The sequence below is a fragment of the Streptomyces aidingensis genome (assembly GCF_900112355.1).
Taxonomy (GTDB): Bacteria; Actinomycetota; Actinomycetes; order Streptomycetales; family Streptomycetaceae; genus Streptomyces; species Streptomyces aidingensis.
In genome coordinates, this window is sequence record NZ_FOLM01000001.1 from 533,326 (window position 1) to 551,219 (window position 17,894).

Annotated in this window: 17 protein-coding genes; 10 read left to right on the forward strand and 7 right to left on the reverse strand. The window is 75.8% G+C overall.

Features of this window, described 5'->3' with window-relative positions; all coding sequences use genetic code 11:
* Positions 1-5 precede the first annotated feature (5 nt).
* From BM242_RS02430 to BM242_RS02450, 5 genes are all read right to left on the reverse strand, one after another.
* The gene (locus BM242_RS02430) at positions 6-1,004 is read right to left on the reverse strand and encodes a DMT family transporter (RefSeq protein WP_093836901.1); all 999 of its coding nucleotides are present in this window, start codon (positions 1,002-1,004) and stop codon (positions 6-8) included.
* A gap of 162 nt (positions 1,005-1,166) precedes the next feature.
* Positions 1,167-1,496 (reverse strand): hypothetical protein, encoded by a 330-nt coding sequence (locus BM242_RS02435; RefSeq protein WP_093836902.1) that lies wholly within the window; start codon positions 1,494-1,496, stop codon positions 1,167-1,169.
* A 183-nt stretch (positions 1,497-1,679) separates the two neighbouring features.
* Positions 1,680-1,907, reverse strand: a complete 228-nt coding sequence (locus tag BM242_RS02440; RefSeq protein WP_093836903.1) for a DUF3107 domain-containing protein — start codon at positions 1,905-1,907, stop codon at positions 1,680-1,682.
* Positions 1,908-2,069: 162 nt separating this feature from the next.
* Complete coding sequence (locus tag BM242_RS02445; RefSeq protein ID WP_093836904.1) at positions 2,070-2,711, reverse strand: TetR/AcrR family transcriptional regulator; 642 nt, start codon at positions 2,709-2,711, stop codon at positions 2,070-2,072.
* A gap of 252 nt (positions 2,712-2,963) precedes the next feature.
* Positions 2,964-3,179 carry a hypothetical protein gene (locus tag BM242_RS02450; RefSeq protein ID WP_425443792.1) on the reverse strand — a complete coding sequence of 72 codons (216 nt, stop codon included), beginning with the start codon at positions 3,177-3,179 and terminating at the stop codon, positions 2,964-2,966.
* A gap of 137 nt (positions 3,180-3,316) precedes the next feature.
* On the opposite strand from BM242_RS02450, the gene BM242_RS02455 reads away from it, so the two are divergent.
* The 10 genes from BM242_RS02455 to BM242_RS02500 all read left to right on the forward strand — a co-directional run bounded on the left by BM242_RS02455 (position 3,317) and on the right by BM242_RS02500 (position 14,119).
* Entirely contained in the window at positions 3,317-4,315 is a 999-nt protein-coding gene (locus BM242_RS02455; protein WP_093836906.1) for an alpha/beta fold hydrolase, read from the forward strand.
* 8 nt (positions 4,316-4,323) lie between these two features.
* Positions 4,324-5,604 (forward strand): DUF3152 domain-containing protein, encoded by a 1,281-nt coding sequence (locus BM242_RS29960; protein ID WP_245833753.1) that lies wholly within the window; start codon positions 4,324-4,326, stop codon positions 5,602-5,604.
* Positions 5,605-5,933: 329 nt separating this feature from the next.
* Positions 5,934-7,757: a DUF3492 domain-containing protein gene (locus BM242_RS02465; protein WP_093836907.1), complete on the forward strand. Its 1,824-nt coding sequence runs from the start codon at positions 5,934-5,936 to the stop codon at positions 7,755-7,757.
* 39 nt (positions 7,758-7,796) lie between these two features.
* Positions 7,797-9,125, forward strand: a complete 1,329-nt coding sequence (locus BM242_RS02470; RefSeq protein WP_175541218.1) for a hypothetical protein — start codon at positions 7,797-7,799, stop codon at positions 9,123-9,125.
* Positions 9,122-10,102: an SDR family oxidoreductase gene (locus tag BM242_RS02475; protein WP_093836908.1), complete on the forward strand. Its 981-nt coding sequence runs from the start codon at positions 9,122-9,124 to the stop codon at positions 10,100-10,102. Before BM242_RS02470 ends, BM242_RS02475 begins: the two co-directional genes overlap by 4 nt.
* Complete coding sequence (locus BM242_RS02480) at positions 10,090-10,989, forward strand: spherulation-specific family 4 protein (RefSeq protein WP_093836909.1); 900 nt, start codon at positions 10,090-10,092, stop codon at positions 10,987-10,989. Before BM242_RS02475 ends, BM242_RS02480 begins: the two co-directional genes overlap by 13 nt.
* A gap of 63 nt (positions 10,990-11,052) precedes the next feature.
* Positions 11,053-12,231: an adenylyltransferase/sulfurtransferase MoeZ gene (gene moeZ, locus BM242_RS02485; RefSeq protein WP_093836910.1), complete on the forward strand. Its 1,179-nt coding sequence runs from the start codon at positions 11,053-11,055 to the stop codon at positions 12,229-12,231.
* Positions 12,232-12,379: 148 nt separating this feature from the next.
* Positions 12,380-13,054, forward strand: coding sequence for a hypothetical protein (locus tag BM242_RS02490; protein WP_175541219.1), 675 nt, complete (start codon positions 12,380-12,382; stop codon positions 13,052-13,054).
* A gap of 1 nt (position 13,055) precedes the next feature.
* Complete coding sequence (locus BM242_RS02495) at positions 13,056-13,487, forward strand: phage holin family protein (protein ID WP_093836911.1); 432 nt, start codon at positions 13,056-13,058, stop codon at positions 13,485-13,487.
* A complete protein-coding gene (locus BM242_RS02500; RefSeq protein ID WP_093836912.1) occupies positions 13,463-14,119 on the forward strand; it encodes a DUF3618 domain-containing protein in 657 nt (218 codons plus the stop codon). The genes BM242_RS02495 and BM242_RS02500 overlap by 25 nt, the downstream gene beginning before the upstream one ends.
* A 199-nt stretch (positions 14,120-14,318) precedes the next feature.
* Here the strand turns inward: BM242_RS02500 and BM242_RS02505 are convergent, their stop codons facing one another.
* Together BM242_RS02505 and BM242_RS02510 are read right to left on the reverse strand one after the other, a co-directional pair.
* Positions 14,319-16,031, reverse strand: a complete 1,713-nt coding sequence (locus BM242_RS02505; RefSeq protein WP_093836913.1) for an alpha/beta hydrolase — start codon at positions 16,029-16,031, stop codon at positions 14,319-14,321.
* 23 nt (positions 16,032-16,054) lie between these two features.
* Complete coding sequence (locus BM242_RS02510) at positions 16,055-17,680, reverse strand: alpha/beta hydrolase (protein WP_245833754.1); 1,626 nt, start codon at positions 17,678-17,680, stop codon at positions 16,055-16,057.
* Positions 17,681-17,894: the final 214 nt, after the last annotated feature.

Sequence of the window (17,894 nt, forward strand, 5' to 3'; positions counted from 1 at the left end):
TGAGCCTAGGCGCTGCCCGCCACCGGCGGCGGAGCGGGCCGCGGGGCGCGTTCGCCGCGGATCACCACCAGCAGGCCGAGCATGATCACGGCCAGCGCCGGAAGGGCCAGGGCCGGCGGGGTCTGCCCCAGCCAGGCCCAGGCGATCAGTGCCGCGGCCGGGGTCTCCAGCAGGATCGCGGTGGAGGTGACCGACGGGCCGAGGCCGCGCACCACCCGGTTGAGCAGCGAATGCCCCAGTACCTGGGCGGTGGCGCTGAGCAGCAGCAGCTTCAGCCAGGTCTCGCCGGAGTACCCGCCGAGCGCGCTGCCGGTGGCCAGGCACAGCCCCAGCAGCAGCACCGCGGTGGCGGAATAGCAGACAAAGGTGTAGCCGGTGGTGGTCAGGGTGCGCCGGGCCTCCGCGCCGATCAGCACATAGACGGCGGCGGTCAGTCCGCCGGCCAGGGCCAGGGCGTCCCCGGCCAGGGCGCGGGCGGAGAGCGAGAAGTCCACGCCGGTGAGCAGCAGCACCCCGCCGAAGGCCACCGCGGTGCCCAGCCAGACCCGGGCCGGCGGCCGGTGCCCGCGCAGCCGGAGAATCAGGGTCACCCAGATCGGGGTGGTGGTGACCAGGGCGACCGAGGAGGCCACCGAGGTCAGCCGCAGGCTGGGGATCCAGCAGGCGAAGTGGACGGCGAGCGAGACACCGGCGGCCAGCGCCAGCAGCAGCTCCCGGCGGCCGATGCGGCGCAGTTCGCGGCGCAGCCGGGCGGCGGCCAGCACCACGGGCGCCAGCCCGGCGACGGCCATGGCGTTGCGCCAGAAGGCGACCGCCAGGGCGGGGGCGGCGATGGCGGTGACCAGCGGGCCGGAGAGCGAGATCCCGGCGATGGCCACGGCCAGCAGCACCAGCTCCAGCCGGTGCGCGGGGCCGGCGGCCGGGGAGCCGGGCGGGCCGGCGGACCGGGCGGGCGACGGCCCGGCGGGGGCCGGGGCACCGGGGCGGGCGGCGGAACCGGGCACGGCCTCTCCCTGGGACGGTGGCGGACGACGGGGCGGCAGCCGCGCACCGCGCCGCGGGCGGTGGCCCGCGGGGCACACGGCCGGTGGCACCCGGCCGGTGCCGCAAGATCTGCCGGTCGTCCCAGGGTAAGCCGCCTCACCCGGCCATGCTGCTGACGGTCATCAGCCGAGACGGGGGGAGACGGCCGGCCGCCGCTCCGGCGCCGCACGCGGGCGCAGCCCGGCCGGGCCGGGCCGGAACAGCAGGGAGAGCAGGGCGACGGTCATGACCAGGGCGCCGGCCAGGGTGGCCACGGAGGCCAGGGAGGCCAGGGGACGGCCGTCCGGCGCGCCGAGCACGGCCTGCACCAGCAGGGCGCCGGTCAGCGCGGACACCGGGCCGGTGGCCAGCGTGAGGTGCCGGTGATGGGGGAAACGGTGGGGGAGCCGGCGGAGCGCGGACCAGGAGACGGCGGTTCCCAGGGCCAGCGAGCCGAGGATTTCCCAGTACATGGCGGATGCCTCCCGGGCGGGGGACCGGTGGACCTTCCCGGTCCTACCCAGCGGACACCGCGCGGCAAACTGCCGGACACAAAACGGCGGCCGGGCCATCGCCACGGCCGCCGTTCCGGCAACTTCCGCCCCTGCCAGGGGCCTTGCGGGCGGTGCGGCCCGTGAACCCGGGAGAGCCGGGCGTCACAGGGCGCCGAAGCCCACCTTGCGGGCCACCGGCTCGCCGATCTCCACATAGGCCACCCGGTCGGCCGGGACCAGCACCTGACGCCCGTGCTCGTCAATCAGCTTGAGCACCTTCGTCTCGCCGGAGAGCGCGCCGCTCACCGCGCTCTCCACCTCCTCACGAGACTGCCCGCTGTCCAGAACGATCTCGCGCGGCGTGTGCTGAACGCCGATCTTGATCTCCACGGCTTGTCCCTCCGCATGGTCCGTGACGTGCGCGATGAGCCGCGCCGCCGTAGCGCCCAGCGTAGCCGGGCGGTGCCGTGCCACCGGCCGCACCGGGGCACGCCCAGAGCGAACAGCACGGACATCGCGCGGCGGGCGCGGCGGGCGTCCGTTCCGCGGGGTTCAGGAGGCCGGGGCGTCGGGGTGCATGGGGAAACCGGCGATGCCGCGCCAGGAGAGCATGGCGGTCAGGCCCTTGGCCACATCGCGCGGCACCCGCTGCCCGGAGCTCAGCCAGTAGCGCGCCGTCACCTGCGCCATGCCGCACAGGCTCACCGCCAGCAGCATGGCCTGGTCGGCGGGGAGCGCGGTGTCCTCGGCGATGACCTCGCTGACGGCTTCCGCGCAGTCCAGCGAGACCTTGTCCACCCGCTCCCGCACGGCCGGCTCATTGGTCAGATCGGACTCGAAGACCAGCCGGAACGCGCCGCCCTCCTGCTCGACGTAGTCGAAGTAGGCATCCATGGTGGCGGCGACCCGCTGCTTGTTGTCGGTGGTGGACTCCAGGGCCTGCCGCACGGACTGCACCAGGGCCTCGCAGTGCTGGTCCAGCAGGGCCAGATAGAGCTCCAGCTTGCCCGGGAAGTGCTGGTAGAGCACGGGCTTGCTGACCCCCGCCCGGTCGGCGATGTCGTCCATCGCCGCGGCGTGGTAGCCCTGGGCCACGAAAACTTCCTGCGCCGCGCCCAGCAGCTGGTTGCGCCGGGCCCGGCGCGGCAGGCGGGTGCCGCGGGGGCGAGCCTCGGTCTGCTCGATGGCTGTCACTCCGCCTCCCAGTGGTCTCTCTCGCGCGGGCCACGTCCGACGACATGCGCCGCGGCCGTAATCGTACGTTCGGGTAACCCCGGTCCGCGCGTTCCGGGTGCGGAATTCCACTCCGCGGACAGAATCCGTGCACCGGAGGTGTCCGGGAGGCGCCGCCCGTGGCGGTGTGCATACGGCCGCTGACCCCGCGGTAACCGTTCTGCCGGGGCGCCGGCCCCCGGGTGTCCCCGGCGGTCCCGGCGGGCCCGCCGGTCAGCGGTAGTCGTCGTCCTCGTCCTCGGCGACCACGCGGGCCTGCTCGGCCAGATCCGCCGGATTCGCCTCACCGCCCCCGGCCGGCAGCGGCTCGTCCTCCCTGGGCCTCAGCTCGGCGCGCTGCTCCGCGGCGTCGGCCTCGGGCGTCTCCGGACCGGCCTCGCGTTCCTCCTCCAGCAGCTCGTCGATGATCTCCGGCTCCGTGGGGTCCATGGACACCGCGACACACCTCCCTGCCCTGCGAGTGACCGACGGCCTCCCCAGCGTAGACGGGGGAACGCCGCGGCGCGAACGCGCGATGTGACCCCGGACACGCCTGACCGGCCTGCGAGGGCCCCTAGTATTGCGCTATGTCGTCGACCGAAGCGCAGCGCGCCGACGCGGTGCTGGCCGCCGCCGAGAGCTGGCCCGGCGTCCGGGACGGGGAGACCATGCGGTCCGTCGCACTTCCCGGGATGACACTGTCCATACGTCGCCGGGCCGCGGCCCGGGACGAACTCGAACCCGCGCTCTTCGTGCACGGCCTGGGCGGGTCCTCCCGCAACTGGTCCGCGCTGATGCAGCGGCTGTCGGGAACGGTGGAGTGCGAGGCCGTGGACCTGCCCGGGTTCGGCGCCTCCCCGCCGACCGACCGGCGCGACTACTCGATCTCCGGGCATGCCCGGGCCGTGGTGCGCTGCCTGGAGGCCAGCGCCCGCGGACCGGTGCACCTGATGGGCAATTCGCTGGGCGGCGCGGTCGCCACCCGCGTCGCCGCCCTCCGTCCGGATCTGGTGCGCTCCCTGACCCTGGTCTCGCCCGCCCTGCCGCACTGGCGCCCGCAGCGCACCGCGCTGCCCACCGCCCTGCTCGGCGTGCCCGGTGCCTCCTGGCTGCTGCGCCGGGCCGCCGGTGACTACCCGCCCGAGCAGCGGGCGCGCGGGGTGCTGCGGCTGTGCTACGGCGATCCGGCCCGGATCACCCCCGAGGAGTTCTCGGGCGCGGTGGCCGAACTGGAGCGGCGGGAGGCCCTGCCGTACTTCTGGGAGTCGCTGACCGCCAGCACCCGCGGCCTGCTCAACGCCTTCTCGGTGGGCGGGCAGCAGTCGCTGTGGCGGCAGGCGGAGCGGGTGCTGGTGCCCACCCTGCTGATCTACGGCGGCCGGGACCGGCTGATCTCCTTCCGCATGGCGCGGCGGGCCAGCGCCGCCTTCCGCAACTCGCGGCTGGTGACCCTGCCGGACGCCGGCCATGTCGCCATGATGGAGTTCCCGGACGCGGTCGCCGACGCCTTCCGGGACTTTCTCGATCACCATGCCTCCAGCACCCCGGACCGACCCGCGCGTGCGGACGACAGCGGCGGAGGCTGAGTGTCTCGATGGACCGACGGACTTCCCACCACGCGGGTGCCTACACCGCGGAGCGCCCGGCGGGCCCGGTGCGCCGGCCGGTGACCCCGGCCGACGGCGGCTCCGGACGGGGGCGGATGCTCCGGCCGCGCCAGGAGTATCTGGACGCCTTCGACGGGGACTGGCCGAGCGGGGCCAGTCCGGTCGTGTCCGGCTCCGCGGAGTCCCCGGCCGGTGCCGGGGCGGCGCGGCGGGCGGAGGGCGGGTCCGGCGCGGCCGGTGAGAGCGAGGGGGAGCCGCCGCGGCGCGGACGCCACCGGTCGGTCCGCGGCCGGGCCAGGGCCAGGGACAAGGACCGGGGCGAGAACCGGGGCGAGAACCGGGGGGAGCAGCGGGGCCGGGGGCGGAAGCCGGGCGGCTGGGGCCGGAGCCTGAGCGGCGTGGGCGCCGCCGCGGTGGTGACCTGCCTGGCGGTGACGGCCGCCGTGGCCCTGCTGGAGGAGCGCCCGGTGAGCGGCGACGACGCGGCGCGGGGCGCCGGGGACACCGCCGAAGGCGCTCCGGACGGCACCGACGACGCACCGGACCCCGCCGGCGCCCCGCAGGCCCCGGAGACCACCACGGGACCGGACGGCGCCGCGGACAGCGCCGGGGCGCAGAGCCCCGGCGGCACCGAGGACGCCCCCGGCGGCGGCACCGGCGTCGACTACGACACCTACATGGACACCGTCTGGCCCATGGCTCCGGAGCTCACCGGCAGCGGCACCCTGGTGCCGGTGCCCGGCACCGACCCGGCGGCCGATCCGGACGCCGCCCGACTGCTGCGCTACCGGGTCGATGTGGAGCAGGGACTGGGCGTGGACCCGGAGATCTTCGCCGAGGCCGTGCACCGCACCCTGAGCGACCCCCGGAGCTGGGGCAACAACGGCGAACGCGGCTTCGCCCGGGTGGCGGACGGCGACTTCGACTTCATCATCACCCTGGCCAGCCCCGGGACCACCGCCGAGTGGTGCGCCAAGGCCGGGCTGGACACCACCGTGGACAACGTCTCCTGCAACGCCTCCACCACCGAGCGGGTGATGATCAACGCCTGGCGCTGGGCGCAGGGTTCGGACACTTTCGGACCGGACCGGATCCGGGAGTACCGGCAGATGCTGGTCAACCACGAGGTGGGCCACCGGATCGGCTACGGCCACGAGGTCTGCCCGGCCGAGGGCGCGCTCGCCCCGGTGATGATGCAGCAGACCAAGTTCCTCACCATCAACGGCCTCACCTGCAAGCCGAACGCCTGGCCGCACCCGGACAACTGACCCGCACCGGGGCACCGCCGGGAGACGGCGGAAGCTGACGGGGAGTGACCGCCCGGGCGGGGGCCCACGGCGCATCACGGGGGCGCGGCGGCGCGCGGGAGGCTGTCGTTTCGTCAATCCCGCGGCTTGTACCGCGCCTTAACGGCTGAATCCACCCATGGTTACGGTTCTTCACCCCTTCCGGTGGTGCGACGGACAACCGTCCGTCGCGGCCTTGCCCAACGGACTTACCGTGCTGCCGCAGAGCTCACGGAGGCGGCCGTTCCTCCGCTGAAGCGCTGGACACAGAACCGCAACCGTGAACCACGAGAAGGACCGGGGGTGCGCCGGTGCGCATCGCATTGCTCACAGAGGGTGGATATCCGTATGCGCGTGGTGAGTCCGTGGGGTGGTGCGACCGGCTGGTGCACGGTCTGCCGCACCACGAGTTCGAGATCCGCGCCCTGAGCCGTTCCCGCCGGCAGGCCACCGGGCCGCGCCGTCCGCTGCCGTCCCATGTGGCGCTGCTGCGCACGGCGCCGCTGTGGGGGCCGCCGCCCGAACCCGGCGCACGGGACGGCGGCCGGCCCTCCCGCAGGCTGAGCCGCCGCTATGCCGCGGCCTTCGCCGAACTGACCGCCGCGCTCTGCGCCGGTGAGCCCGGTGAGCCGGGCGGCATAGCCGCCGGTCCGCCCGGCCCCGCGGCCGGCCAGGCGGACCGTTTCGCCGAGGGCCTGTACGGCCTGGCCCGGCCGGCCGTGGAGCACGGCGGCCTGAGCGCCTGGCTGCTCCGCTCCGAGCAGGCCCTGCGGGTGCTGGAGGCCGCCTGCCGGCTGCCCGGCGCGCCGCGCGCGGTGCGCACCGCCCGGCTCGCCGATCTGCTGGCCGTGCTGGAGCGGCTGGAGCGGGTGCTGCGCCCGCTCTCCCTGGACTGGTACGGCGACGGCCGGGACGGCGGCGAGCCCGGACTGGGCTCGGTGGACCTCTGCCACGCCGTGGGCGGCGGCCCGGCCGCCCTGCCCGGCCTGCTGACCCGGCACTTCTACGGCACCCCGCTGCTGCTCACCGAGTACGGCGTCCGGCTGCGCGAGCACCATCTGGCCGGCGCCGCCCATGCGGTGGCCCCCTCCGCGCCGGGCGCCCCGGTACGGGCCCTGCTGGCCGCCTTCCAGAACCGGCTGGCCCGCGAGGCATACGCCCGCGCCGAGCTGATCACCCCCGGCAACGCGCATGCCCGGCGCTGGCAGGAGCACTGCGGCGCGGACCGCGCCAGACTGCGCACCGTCTACCCGGGCATGGACGCCGGGCCGTTCCACGCGGTGGGCGAGGCGGCCGTGCGGGCCGCCGACGAGCGGCCCGCGCCGCGGCTGCGGGCCGTGCAGCCGCCGCCGCCGACCCTGGTCTGGGTCGGCTCGGCCCACCCCGCCAAGGACCTGATCGGGCTGCTGCACGCCTTTGCCGAGGTGCGGCGGGAGGAGCCCGGCGCGCGGCTGCGGATCGTGTCCGCCCCGGAGCGGGGCCGGCCCGACCCGGCCTATCTGGCGCACTGCCGGGTACTGGCGGCGCAGCTCTTCCCGGACGAGGCCGCCGACCCGCACGCGGTGGGCTGCAACCCGGTGTCCTTCGACGAGGTGGGCTCCCCTCAGGCGCCGGACCCGGCCCTGGCGCATGCCTCGGGCGATGTCTGGGTGCTGCCCAGCGCGGTGGAGGGCTTCCCGGTCACCCTGATCGAGGCCATGTTCTGCGGCCGGGCCGCGGTCTGCACGGACACCGGGGCGGTCTGCGAGGTGATCGGCGGCACCGGGCTGGTGGTGCCGCCCCGCAATCCCCGGGCGCTGGCCGGCGCGTGCGTGCAGTTGCTGCGCGACCCCGGGCGGCGGGCCCGGCTGGGCGCGGCGGCCCGCAGCCGGGCGCTGGAGCTGTTCACCGTGGAACAGAATGTGGCCGCCTTCCGCGGCATCTATCTGGAGCTGATGTCGCGCAGCCCGGGCCGCTGGGGCTCGGCGCGGGAGCCGGAGCCGCCCCGGGACATCCCCTTCGCCCGGACCGCGGAGGCCCATCTGCCGTCCCGGGCACCGGCCGCCGCGCCGAGCTGGGCCGCCGCGGACCACGGCCGCCGCCGCCCGATGGCCGCCGCGGCCCCCGCCCGCCGCTCCACCGGGAGCCGCTCATGAGCACCGCAGCCGCCCGTTCCGCCGGGGGAGGTGGGCGCCGTGCGTGCAACGGCTGACCCGGTGCGGGTGCTGATGTACCGCCACCGCGAGCTGTGCGAACGGGCCGTGGACCCGCTGGAGATCGCCGCCGGGCTGGAGGCGTGCGGCCTCACCGACCGGAACGCCGCCCGGTTCCGGCACCGCGACGTCTTCTCGCTCGCCGAGGAGCTGTATGCCCGGGTGCCGCGCGGCGAACCGGCCGCCGGCGGCGCGGCGGCGGCCGGGCCGGGCCCGGCACCGGCCCCCCGGCGGGCCACGGGCCGGGCGCTGCTGCCGCTGCTCCCCGGACTGCTGTGCGCCGCCGCCTTCGCCGCCGCCGCCGGACCGGTGCCCGCGGCGGCGGCCGGGCCGGTCGCCCTGGCCGGTCCGCTGCTCGCCGCGGCCACCGCCGCCCCCGTGCTGCTGGAGCGGGCCGAGCGCCGCGCGGGCGCGGGAGCGGGCCTGCGCCTGGTCCTGCTGTGCGCGCTGCCGCTGCTCGGCTACGCCCTGGTCGGTGACGCCGTGCTCGGCGAACTCTCCCCGCTGCTCCCCCTCCCGCCCGCCGGTGACCAGCGCGCCGCCGCCGCGGCGACCGCCCTCACCCTGGCGCTGTCCGTGGCCCCGGCGGCCTGGACGCTGCGCTGGTTCCGGGCCAGGGCCCGGCTGTGCGTCGCCCGTGCCCGCTCCACCCGGGAGTTCGCCGCCGCGGTGCGCCCGCTGCTGGCCGGGGCCGTGCTCGGCTTCGGCGGGGCGCTGGCCGCGCTCCATGCGCTGGTGCGGGAGGTGCTGCCGCCGCCGGCCGGCGGCGGTCCGGTGCCGCCCACGGCGCTGCCCGCGCTGCTGGCCCTCGGGCTGCTGCTGTACGCGGCGCTGCTGCTGGTGGCGCACGGCCGGTGCCGGGCCGCCGCCTCGGCGCTGGGCGCGGTCTGCGCGGCGCTGCTGACGGTGCTGTGCACCGCCGCCGCGGCCTGGCTGCCGGCGCTGCGCTGGGCGGGCCGGCCGGTGGCCGCGCTGGCCGGTACGCACGGGCCGGGCGCGGTGACGGTGCTGGTCTGCGGCGCCGCGGCGGCCGGGCTGCTGGCGTACGCCGCCCGGGTGCTGACCGGGGCCTGTGCCCACCGCCCCGCCGGGCCCGCCCCGGACGGCGCGGACGGCGATGGCGGGGGCCCGGGCCGTGGCCGCCGCGGGCGTCGCCGGTCCCCCTGCCCCCCGCCCCGCCCCGGCCCCGTACCCGGCCCGGCGTCCGATACCGACTTCGGGTTCCTGGCCACCGACTTCTCCGACGACCGAACGAGCCGCGCGCCCTCCCCCAGCGCGCGTTCCCACGCCATGAAGGAGTTCCACCCATGAGAGTGCTGCTGCTGGGCGCGAGCGGGTATATCGGCCGCTTCGTGGCCGACCGGCTGCTGGCCGATCCCGCCGTCCACCTCACCGCCCTCGGCCGGGCCGACGACTCCGACGTCCGCTTCGACCTGGCCACCGGAAGCCCCGGAGCACTGACCCGCTTCCTGGACGCCGTCCACCCCGGCGTGGTGGTCAACTGCGCGGGCGCCATCCGGGGCACCGCCGGCGAACTGATCCGGCACAACACCGTGGCCACCGCCACGGTCTGCGAGTCCATGCGGCGCAGCCGGTGCAGTGCCCGGCTGGTGCACATCGGCTGCGCCGCCGAGTACGGCCCCTCCCAGCCCGGCTCGTCCCTGACCGAGGACGCCACCCCGCGTCCCGGCGGGCCGTACGGCGTCAGCAAGCTGGCCGCCTCCGAGCTGGTGCTCGGCTCCGGCCTGGACGCCATCGTGCTGCGGGTCTTCTCCCCGGCCGGACCCGGCACCCCGGCCGGCTCGCCGCTGGGCCGGCTGGCCGACTCGCTGCGCCGCGCCATGCAGCACGGCGACACCGAGCTGAAGCTGACCGGGCTCGGTGTGCAGCGGGACTTCGTGGATGTCCGGGACGTCGCCCGGGCCGTGCACGCCGCGACCCTGTCCGGCGCGCAGGGCGTGGTCAACATCGGCAGCGGGCACGCGGTGCGGCTGCGCGAGGCGGCGGTGACGCTCTCCCGGCTGTCCGGCTTCACCGGCTCGCTCCACGAACTCGACGCCGCCGGACCGGTCCCCGCCGCCGTGCTGCCCGCCCAGCGGGCGGACGACGGCCGCGGCCCGGGCGGCCCCGCCGCGGCCCCGCCGCACCACCCGCCGTATCCGGACGGCTGCGGCGCCTGGCAGCAGGCGGATGTGCGGTCCGCCCGGGACCGGCTGGGCTGGCGGGCCCGGATCACCCTGGAGGAGTCGCTGGGCGACATCTGGATGGAGGCGGCATGCCGGATGTGAGACCGGACATACCCCCGTGGGGACCGCCGCCGGGGCGGCCCGCCGTCCTCTCCCGCGCCGCCGGCGGCGCCGGCCGGGCCGGGGCCGTGCCCGCCGGGCGCGCCGTGCCCGCCGCGGCGCCGGAGCCCGGCGGGGGCCGTCCGCGGGCCGTGGTGGTACCGGGCTTCGGCCATCCCATGCTGGCGCCGCTGGAGTGGGCCGAACTGGTCCGGCCCGGCCTGCCGCTGGCCTGGGCGGTGCTCGGCCCGTCCGGCGCGGGCGGCGGGCCGGGCGGCCGGGCCGATCCGTTCTGCCGGACGGCGGCGGCCCGGCTGCGGGTCAGCGGGCGCCCGGTGCTGGGCCTGCTGGACCTGGAGTTCGGGGCCCGGCCGTACCGGGAGCTGATCTGCGCGGCCCACCGCTATCTGCAGTGGTACCGGGTGGACGGCTTTCTGCTGGACGAGTGCCCGGGCGATCCGGAGGACCTGGACCGGATCGCCGCCCTGGTGCGGACCCTGACCGTGCTGCGGCCCGGTGCCCTGCTGGTGCTGGGCCATGACACCGGGGCGGCCGGGCGTCACCCGCATCCCGGCTATGCGGAGATCCCGGGCGTGCGGCAGCTGGTCACCTTCCGCGGCAGCTGGGCGCAGTACCGGGGATACCAGGCCCCGGAGTGGACCCGGCGCCATCCCGCCGCGCGTTTCTGCCATCTGGTCCACGGGGTCCCGGAGCGCGCCCTGGACCATGCGCTGCGGGTGGCCGGACGGGAGGGCGCGGGCGCGGTGTACGTCACCGACCGCTGTGGCCGCGCCCTCCCGGCCGGGCGCGGCCACACCGATCCCTGGGCCTCGCTGCCCGGCTACTGGGACAGATTCGTCTCATGCGTCGGTACGGGTGTCTCGGAATGAGATCGGTCGTGGCAGTGTTGCGTGGAGACGACAGCCTGTGTCCCCTTTACCAACGGAGTCCCCGTGTCGCTGCCACCCCTGGTCGAGCCGGCCGACGAGCTCACCGTAGACGAGGTCCGCAGGTACTCGCGCCACCTGATCATTCCGGACGTCGGGATGGACGGACAGAAGCGGCTGAAGAACGCCAAGGTGCTGTGTGTGGGCGCCGGCGGCCTGGGCTCGCCCGCGCTGATGTACCTGGCCGCGGCCGGCGTCGGAACGCTCGGCATCGTGGAATTCGACGTCGTCGACGAGTCGAACCTCCAGCGCCAGATCATCCACAGCCAGGCGGACATCGGGAAGCCCAAGGCACTCTCCGCCAAGGAGACCGTCCAGGGCATCAACCCGTATGTCCGGGTCGACATCCATGAGGAACGGCTCGACGCCTCCAACGTCATGGAGCTGTTCGCCCAGTACGACCTGATCGTGGACGGCACCGACAACTTCGCCACCCGCTATCTGGTCAACGACGCCTGTGTGCTGCTGAACAAGCCCTATGTCTGGGGCTCCATCTACCGCTTCGACGGCCAGGCCTCGGTCTTCTGGTCCGAGCACGGCCCCTGCTACCGCTGCCTGTACCCGGAGCCGCCGCCGCCCGGCATGGTGCCATCCTGCGCCGAGGGCGGGGTGCTCGGCGTGCTGTGCGCGTCCATCGGCTCGATCCAGGTCAACGAGGCCATCAAGCTGCTGGCCGGCATCGGCGACCCGCTGGTCGGCCGCCTGATGATCTACGACGCCCTGGAGATGAACTACCGCCAGGTCAAGGTCCGCAAGGACCCCGACTGCGCGGTGTGCGGGGAGAACCCGACGGTCACCGAGCTGATCGACTACGAGGCGTTCTGCGGCGTCGTCTCCGACGAGGCCCAGCAGGCCGCCGCCGGGGCCACCATCACCCCGGCCCAGCTCAAGGAGTGGATCGACAACGGCGAGAAGCTGGACATCATCGATGTCCGGGAGCCGAACGAGTACGAGATCGTGGCCATCCCGGGCGCCCGGCTGATCCCCAAGAACGAGTTCCTGATGGGCCGCGCCCTGGAGGAGCTCCCCCAGGACCGCCGGATCGTCCTGCACTGCAAGACGGGTGTCCGCTCCGCGGAAGTCCTGGCCGTCCTGAAGAACGCCGGTTTCGCCGACGCCGTGCACGTCGGCGGCGGCGTCATCGGCTGGGTCAACACCGTGGAACCCCACAAGCCGGTCTACTGACGCCCACCCCGGACACCCATCCGCACGGCCCCGGAGCAGCCATCCGCTCCGGGGCCGTGCGCGCTGCGGCGCCGGCGCGGGTTTCCCGGCCGGGCCGCTGGCTACCCGTGGTCCGTCGACTGTGCGCCCACATCAGGAAGGAGCGCTCATGACTGACGGCGGACGTGCGCGGGAAACGGGCCAGGCGGCGCGTGAGCATGCCTCGGCCACGGCCGGCCGGGCCGGGCAGGCGGCGAGTGAGGTCGCCGGCACCGCCGCCCAGCAGGCGGGCACCGTGGCCGGGGAGGCGCGGCGGCAGGCCGGAGAGGCCGCGCAGGATCTCAGGAAGCGGGTGCAGGACGAGGGCCGAGGGCAGATGGAACGCCTGGCCGGAGCCGTCCGGCAGTGGGCCGACGACCTGGACGGGATGGTGCGGAACGCGCCCGGGGACTCCTCGGCGCGTGCCCTGGCCGCCCAGGCGGCCGACGGCGGCCACCGCGCCGCGGACTATCTGGACCGCAACGGTGCGCAGGGCCTGATCGGTGATCTCCGCGACTTCGCGCGCCGCAAGCCGGGTGCGTTTCTCGGCGGGGCGCTGCTCGCCGGCCTGGTGGCCGGACGGATGGCCAAGGCCGGCAAGGCGTCGGCGCAGGGCAACGGGCACGGGGACGGGGACGGGGACGGGGACGGATACGGCGGCGGCGATGCGTACGGCGACGGCCGCGGGCGGCAGGCTGCCGCCCCCGGGGAGGCCGGACCGGAGCCGGCGTGGCAGGGCGCGGGCCCGGGCCCGGACACGGCCCGCTCGCCGGAGTCCACCGGCTACCCGGGGACGGGGGTGTGACATGGCCACCGTCCACCAGGAATCACCCACGGAACACCGCCGCGCCGGCCGGCCCGAGGACGCCTCGGTCGGAGAGCTGCTGTCGGCGGTGGCCACCGACGCGCAGCTGCTGTTCCGGCAGGAGGTGCAGCTCGCCAAGGCCGAGATCCGGCAGGAGGCCCGCAGCGCGGGCACCGCGGCCGGCATGTTCGGCGGGGCCGGGTTCGGCGGCTGCATGGTGGCCCTGTTCCTGTCCCTGGCGCTGCTGTTCGGGCTGGCCAATGTGATGGACGCGGGCTGGGCCGCGCTGATCGTCGCCGTGCTGTGGGCGGTGATCGCGGCGGTCCTGTTCGCCATGGGCCGCTCCCGGATGCGGAGCGTGTCCCCGAAACCGCAGCAGACCATGGAGAGCCTGAAGGAGGACGCGCAATGGGCACGTCACCCGACCAAGTGAGGGCCGGCATCGCCACCACCCGGGAGAGGCTGTCCGAGGACGTCGACCGGCTCGTGGAGAAGACCAGCCCCGCGCAGGCGATGCACCGGCGGAGCGAGAAGGTACGCGGCACCATGTCAGGAATGCGTGAACGGGTCATGGGAACGGCTTCGGAGACCGGCGGCCGGGCCGCCGGCCGGACGCGGCAGGCGGCGCACTCCGCGCAGCGGGGCGCCGGGGAGGCGGCCGAGGCGGTCCGGCAGGGACCGGAGCAGGCCATGCGCCGCACCCAGGGCAGCCCGCTGGCGGCCGGACTGGTCGCCTTCGGCGCCGGGCTGCTGGCCGGCTCCCTGCTGCCCGCCTCCGAGGCCGAGCAGCGGGCCGCCGGCCGGGCCGCCTCCGGCGGGGCGGGCCAGGCCATGGAGCCGGTCCGGCAGGCGGCCACGGAATCGGCGCAGCGGCTGAAGGAGGACGCGGCACAGACCGCGAAGCAGGCGTCCGGGCAGGTCAAGGAGACCGCCGCGCAGGCCTCCCGGGAGACCGGGGAGCAGGCGCGGGACCGGGCCGGGCAGGTCCGCGACGACGCCCGGGAATCCGGACGCCAGGTCGCCGGCGAGGCCCGCCGCAAGGGCCCGGACCCGGGAACCGGCTGACCCCGCGCCGGGGGAACCTCGCACAACTCGCACAATGGGAGGGAAGCCCCGCCCGCCGAAGGGCATGGAAGCCCGTTGATACGGAGGCTGAACTCCGTGACCCGAGGGCGCAACGCCCGCCCAGGGGCATGAAATGAAGGTCCCCCGGCGCGAACGCCGCGGCCCCGGAGCGCAGTTGCCGGCTCCGGGGCCGCGGCGGTCAGCCGCAGACGAGGCCGTCCTGGGGAATCAGGCCGGCCAGGAGGTATTCCTCGACGGCGTCGTCGATGCACTCGTCGTTGCCGTAGGCGCCGTGGCCCTCGCCGTCGTAGGTGATCATGACGCCGACGCCCGCGCCGAGGGCGTCCCGCATCCGCTCGGTGCCCTCGTACGGGGTGGCCGGGTCGCCGGTGGTGCCGATCAGCAGGATCTCGGCGGAGCCGGTGGCATCGATGCCGACCTGCTCATAGCTCTCGCTCTCCTCGGTGACCGGCCAGCCGGTGCAGCCCTCCACCGCCCAGACCAGATACGGGCCGAACACCGGGGAGGCCTCCTCGAAGGCGGCGCGGTGCTGCTCCACCGCCTCCCGGCCCAGGCCGGCCGGGTCGTCGTTGCAGCTGATGGTGGTGTGCGCGTCGTTCTGGTTGCTGTACTCGCCGCTCTCGCCGCGGCCGTTGTAGAGGTCGGCGAAGGCCAGCAGCAGGGAGCCGTCGCCCTCCTCCATGGCCGCCCGCAGGCCCAGGGTCAGGTACTGCCAGGTCTCCTGGTCGTAGAGGGTGGCCACGATGCCGGTCAGGGCGAGGTTCTGGGTCAGCTCGCGCTCGCCGTCGCCGTCGATCGGGGAGTCGGCGAGGGAGTCCAGGAAACCGGTCAGGAGCTCGGTGCCCTCCGCGCCGCCGGCGCCGGTGGGGCAGGCGTCCCCCTCGGTGTCGGCGCAGTCCGCCATGTAGTTCTCCAGGGCGAGCTGGAAACCGGCCGCCTGGTGCAGGGCGCGCTCGGCGCTGTCCTCGGCGGTCGGGTCCACGACCGCGTCGAACACGGCGCGGCCCACATTCTCCGGGAACAGCGAGGCATAGACCGCGCCCAGTTCGGTGCCGTAGGAGAAGCCCAGGTAGTGCAGCTTGGTGTCGCCCAGCACATGGCGCATCAGATCCAGGTCGCGGGCGGTGTTGGCGGTGTTGAGATGCGGCAGGACGTCACCGGAGTTGGCCTCGCAGGCGGCGATGTACTCCTCGTTGAGCTCGTCGTGGAGCTCCAGCTCCGCCTCGGTGTCGGGCGGGGAGCCCAGCTCCTGCCCGGCGGCGTCGGTGGCCTCGGCGTCCAGGCAGACCACGCCCGCGCTGCCGCCCACTCCCCGGGGGTCGAAACCGACCAGGTCGTAGCCGTCCCGCAGATCCTCGAAGTCCTCGGCGGCCAGCGGCAGGGTGGCGACGCCGGAGGCACCCGGGCCGCCGAAGTTGATCAGCAGCGAGCCGATCCGGTCGGCGGGCTCCGCGGGGGAGACCGCCCGGATCAGGGCCAGCTCGATGGTCTCGCCGTCCGGCGCGTCGTAGTCCAGCGGCACGGTCAGGGTGGTGCACTGCCAGGGGGTGCCGTCCGCCAGCTCGCCCGGGTCCTCGCCGCCGCCCTGGAGCACGGTCGGCTCCTCGCAGTCCACCCAGCTCAGCCGCTGCTGCGCGATGGCGTCCGGCATCCCGGGGTACGCCTGCGCGGCGGGGGTGGACTCGGCGACCGAGTCGGTGGCGCGCGGCGTCCCGGGCTCCTCGCCCCCGTCGGTGAAGCAGGCGGTGAGGAGGAGGGGAAGGGGCAGGGCCCAGGCGGCCCGCGCGCGGCCCCGGGCACGGCGGGCCCGGGCCCGGGCACCGGAACGGGCGGGAAAGGCGAAGGGTATTCGGCGGCGTGGGCGGCCGGGGCCGCGGTGGCGCAGGTGCATCACAGTTCCCCCTGTGTCGTGGGTCAGCTACAGATCATGCCGTCTTCGGGCGTGGCCCCGGACAGCAGGTGGCCGTTGACGGCGTCGACGACGCAGGGATTGCCCGAGGTGTAGGCGCCATGGCCCTCGCCGTCGTAGGTGAGCACCACGCCGGCGTCCTCGCCGCCGAGGGCCTCGCGCATCCGCTCGGTGCCCTCGTACGGGGTGGCCGGGTCGCCGGTGGTGCCGATGAGCAGGATGGGCCGGGCGCCCTCGGCCGACACCTCCGGCCGGTCGGCCTCGGAGACCACCGGCCAGCCGGCGCAGCCCAGCAGCTCCCAGACCAGGTATTCGCCCAGCACCGGGGAGACCTCGCGGAAGTCGTCCCAGCGTGCCCGGACGGTGTCCAGATCCGGGCGGGAGGCGAAATCCGCGCAGTTGACCGCGGTGTTGGCGGGGTGCAGATTGCGGTACCGGCCCTCGCTGTCCCGGCCGAAGTAGCGGTCGGCGGCGGCCAGCAGCGCGTCCCCGTCCCCGGCGTGCAGGGCGTCGCCCAGCGCCTCGCGCAGCCGGGGCCAGGAGGACGGGGAGTAGAGCGAGCCCATGATGCCGATGACCGCGAGATGCTCGGTGAGCACCCGGCCGGAGGCGGACGGGGCGGGCAGCGGCCGGTCCGCCAGGCCGTCCAGGAAGGCGGTGAGGACGGGGTGGTGGGCGGCAGGGTCGGCGGCGGTGCCGGTGGGGCAGTCGGCGTGGGTGGCGCAGTCGGCCAGGAAGTGGTCCAGGGCGGTCTGGAAGCCGCCGGCCTGGATCAGCGCCCGGCCGGTGAAGTCGCGGGTCGGGTCGACCACCGCGTCGAAGACCATGCGCCCGGCCCGCTCCGGGAACAGGCCGGCATAGACGGCGCCCAGCTTGGTGCCGTAGGAGGCGCCGTAGTAGTGCAGCCGGCTCTCGCCCAGCACCTGGCGCAGCAGGTCCAGATCGCGGGCGGTGTTGGCGGTGGTCAGATGCGGCAGCAGGTCGCCGGTGGGGGCGGCGCGGCAGGCCGCGGCGTACTCCTGGCGGTCGAGCAGATACTCCTCGCCCTCGCCTGGACGTTCCGGGAAGCTCTCCTCCTGGAGCGCCGTGTCGGTCGCGGCATCGTCCCGGCAGACCACGCCGGAGCTCTCGCCCACGCCGCGCGGGTCGAAGCTGACCAGGTCGAAGCCGCTGCGCAGCTCCCGGAACAGATGCTCCAGCCGGGGCAGGGCGGCCACCCCGGAGCCGCCGGGGCCGCCGAAGTTGAGCACCAGCGAGCCGACCCGGCGGGCGCCCTCCTCGGCGGGGATGCGGATCAGGGCCAGGGAGAGGGTCCGGCCGCCGGGGTCGGTGTAGTCGACGGGGACGGTCAGCCGGGCGCACTGCCAGGGGCCGCCGGGGGCCGCACCGCCGCCCTGGAGCGCGGTGGGTGCCGGGCAGCCGGTCCACTGCGGCTGCTGCCGGGTGAACCGGGCGGGCAGCGGCGGCAGCCCGGGGCCGTCGGTGGGGGAGGGCGTGGCGGAGGGGGCGCCGGCCTCGCCGTCGGGGGCGGGGGCGGAGTCCCCGGGGGCGATCGGTTCGTCGGCGCCCGGGTCCCGGGCGGGGGAGCAGGCCGCCGTCAGGACGGACAGCACCACGAGCAGCAGCAGCACGGGCCGGACCGGTGCCGGGGTCCGTGCCCGGGTCCGTGCCGGGCGGGGTGGTGTCGCGGCGTGCGGTCCGGCGGGCGCGGCGGCGGCCACCGGTGCCGTCGCCGGCCGTCGCCGGCGCCTGTCCATCGTTCCCCCGTTCCCCCGTTCGCCGGCCGGTGCGCCTCCGGCCGCCGCACGGTCCCTGGGCCGTCCCCTTCCCGGAAGGGTACCCGGC

Coding starts and splice junctions, on each gene's coding strand:
- BM242_RS02435 (WP_093836902.1), bottom strand. CDS start 1,496: ATGTACTGGGAAATCCTCGGCTCGCTGGCCCTGGGAACCGCCGTCTCC.
- BM242_RS02450 (WP_425443792.1), bottom strand. CDS start 3,179: ATGGACCCCACGGAGCCGGAGATCATCGACGAGCTGCTGGAGGAGGAA.
- BM242_RS02455 (WP_093836906.1), top strand. CDS start 3,317: ATGTCGTCGACCGAAGCGCAGCGCGCCGACGCGGTGCTGGCCGCCGCC.
- BM242_RS29960 (WP_245833753.1), top strand. CDS start 4,324: ATGGACCGACGGACTTCCCACCACGCGGGTGCCTACACCGCGGAGCGC.
- BM242_RS02475 (WP_093836908.1), top strand. CDS start 9,122: ATGAGAGTGCTGCTGCTGGGCGCGAGCGGGTATATCGGCCGCTTCGTG.
- BM242_RS02480 (WP_093836909.1), top strand. CDS start 10,090: ATGCCGGATGTGAGACCGGACATACCCCCGTGGGGACCGCCGCCGGGG.
- BM242_RS02490 (WP_175541219.1), top strand. CDS start 12,380: ATGACTGACGGCGGACGTGCGCGGGAAACGGGCCAGGCGGCGCGTGAG.
- BM242_RS02495 (WP_093836911.1), top strand. CDS start 13,056: ATGGCCACCGTCCACCAGGAATCACCCACGGAACACCGCCGCGCCGGC.
- BM242_RS02500 (WP_093836912.1), top strand. CDS start 13,463: ATGGGCACGTCACCCGACCAAGTGAGGGCCGGCATCGCCACCACCCGG.
- BM242_RS02505 (WP_093836913.1), bottom strand. CDS start 16,031: ATGCACCTGCGCCACCGCGGCCCCGGCCGCCCACGCCGCCGAATACCC.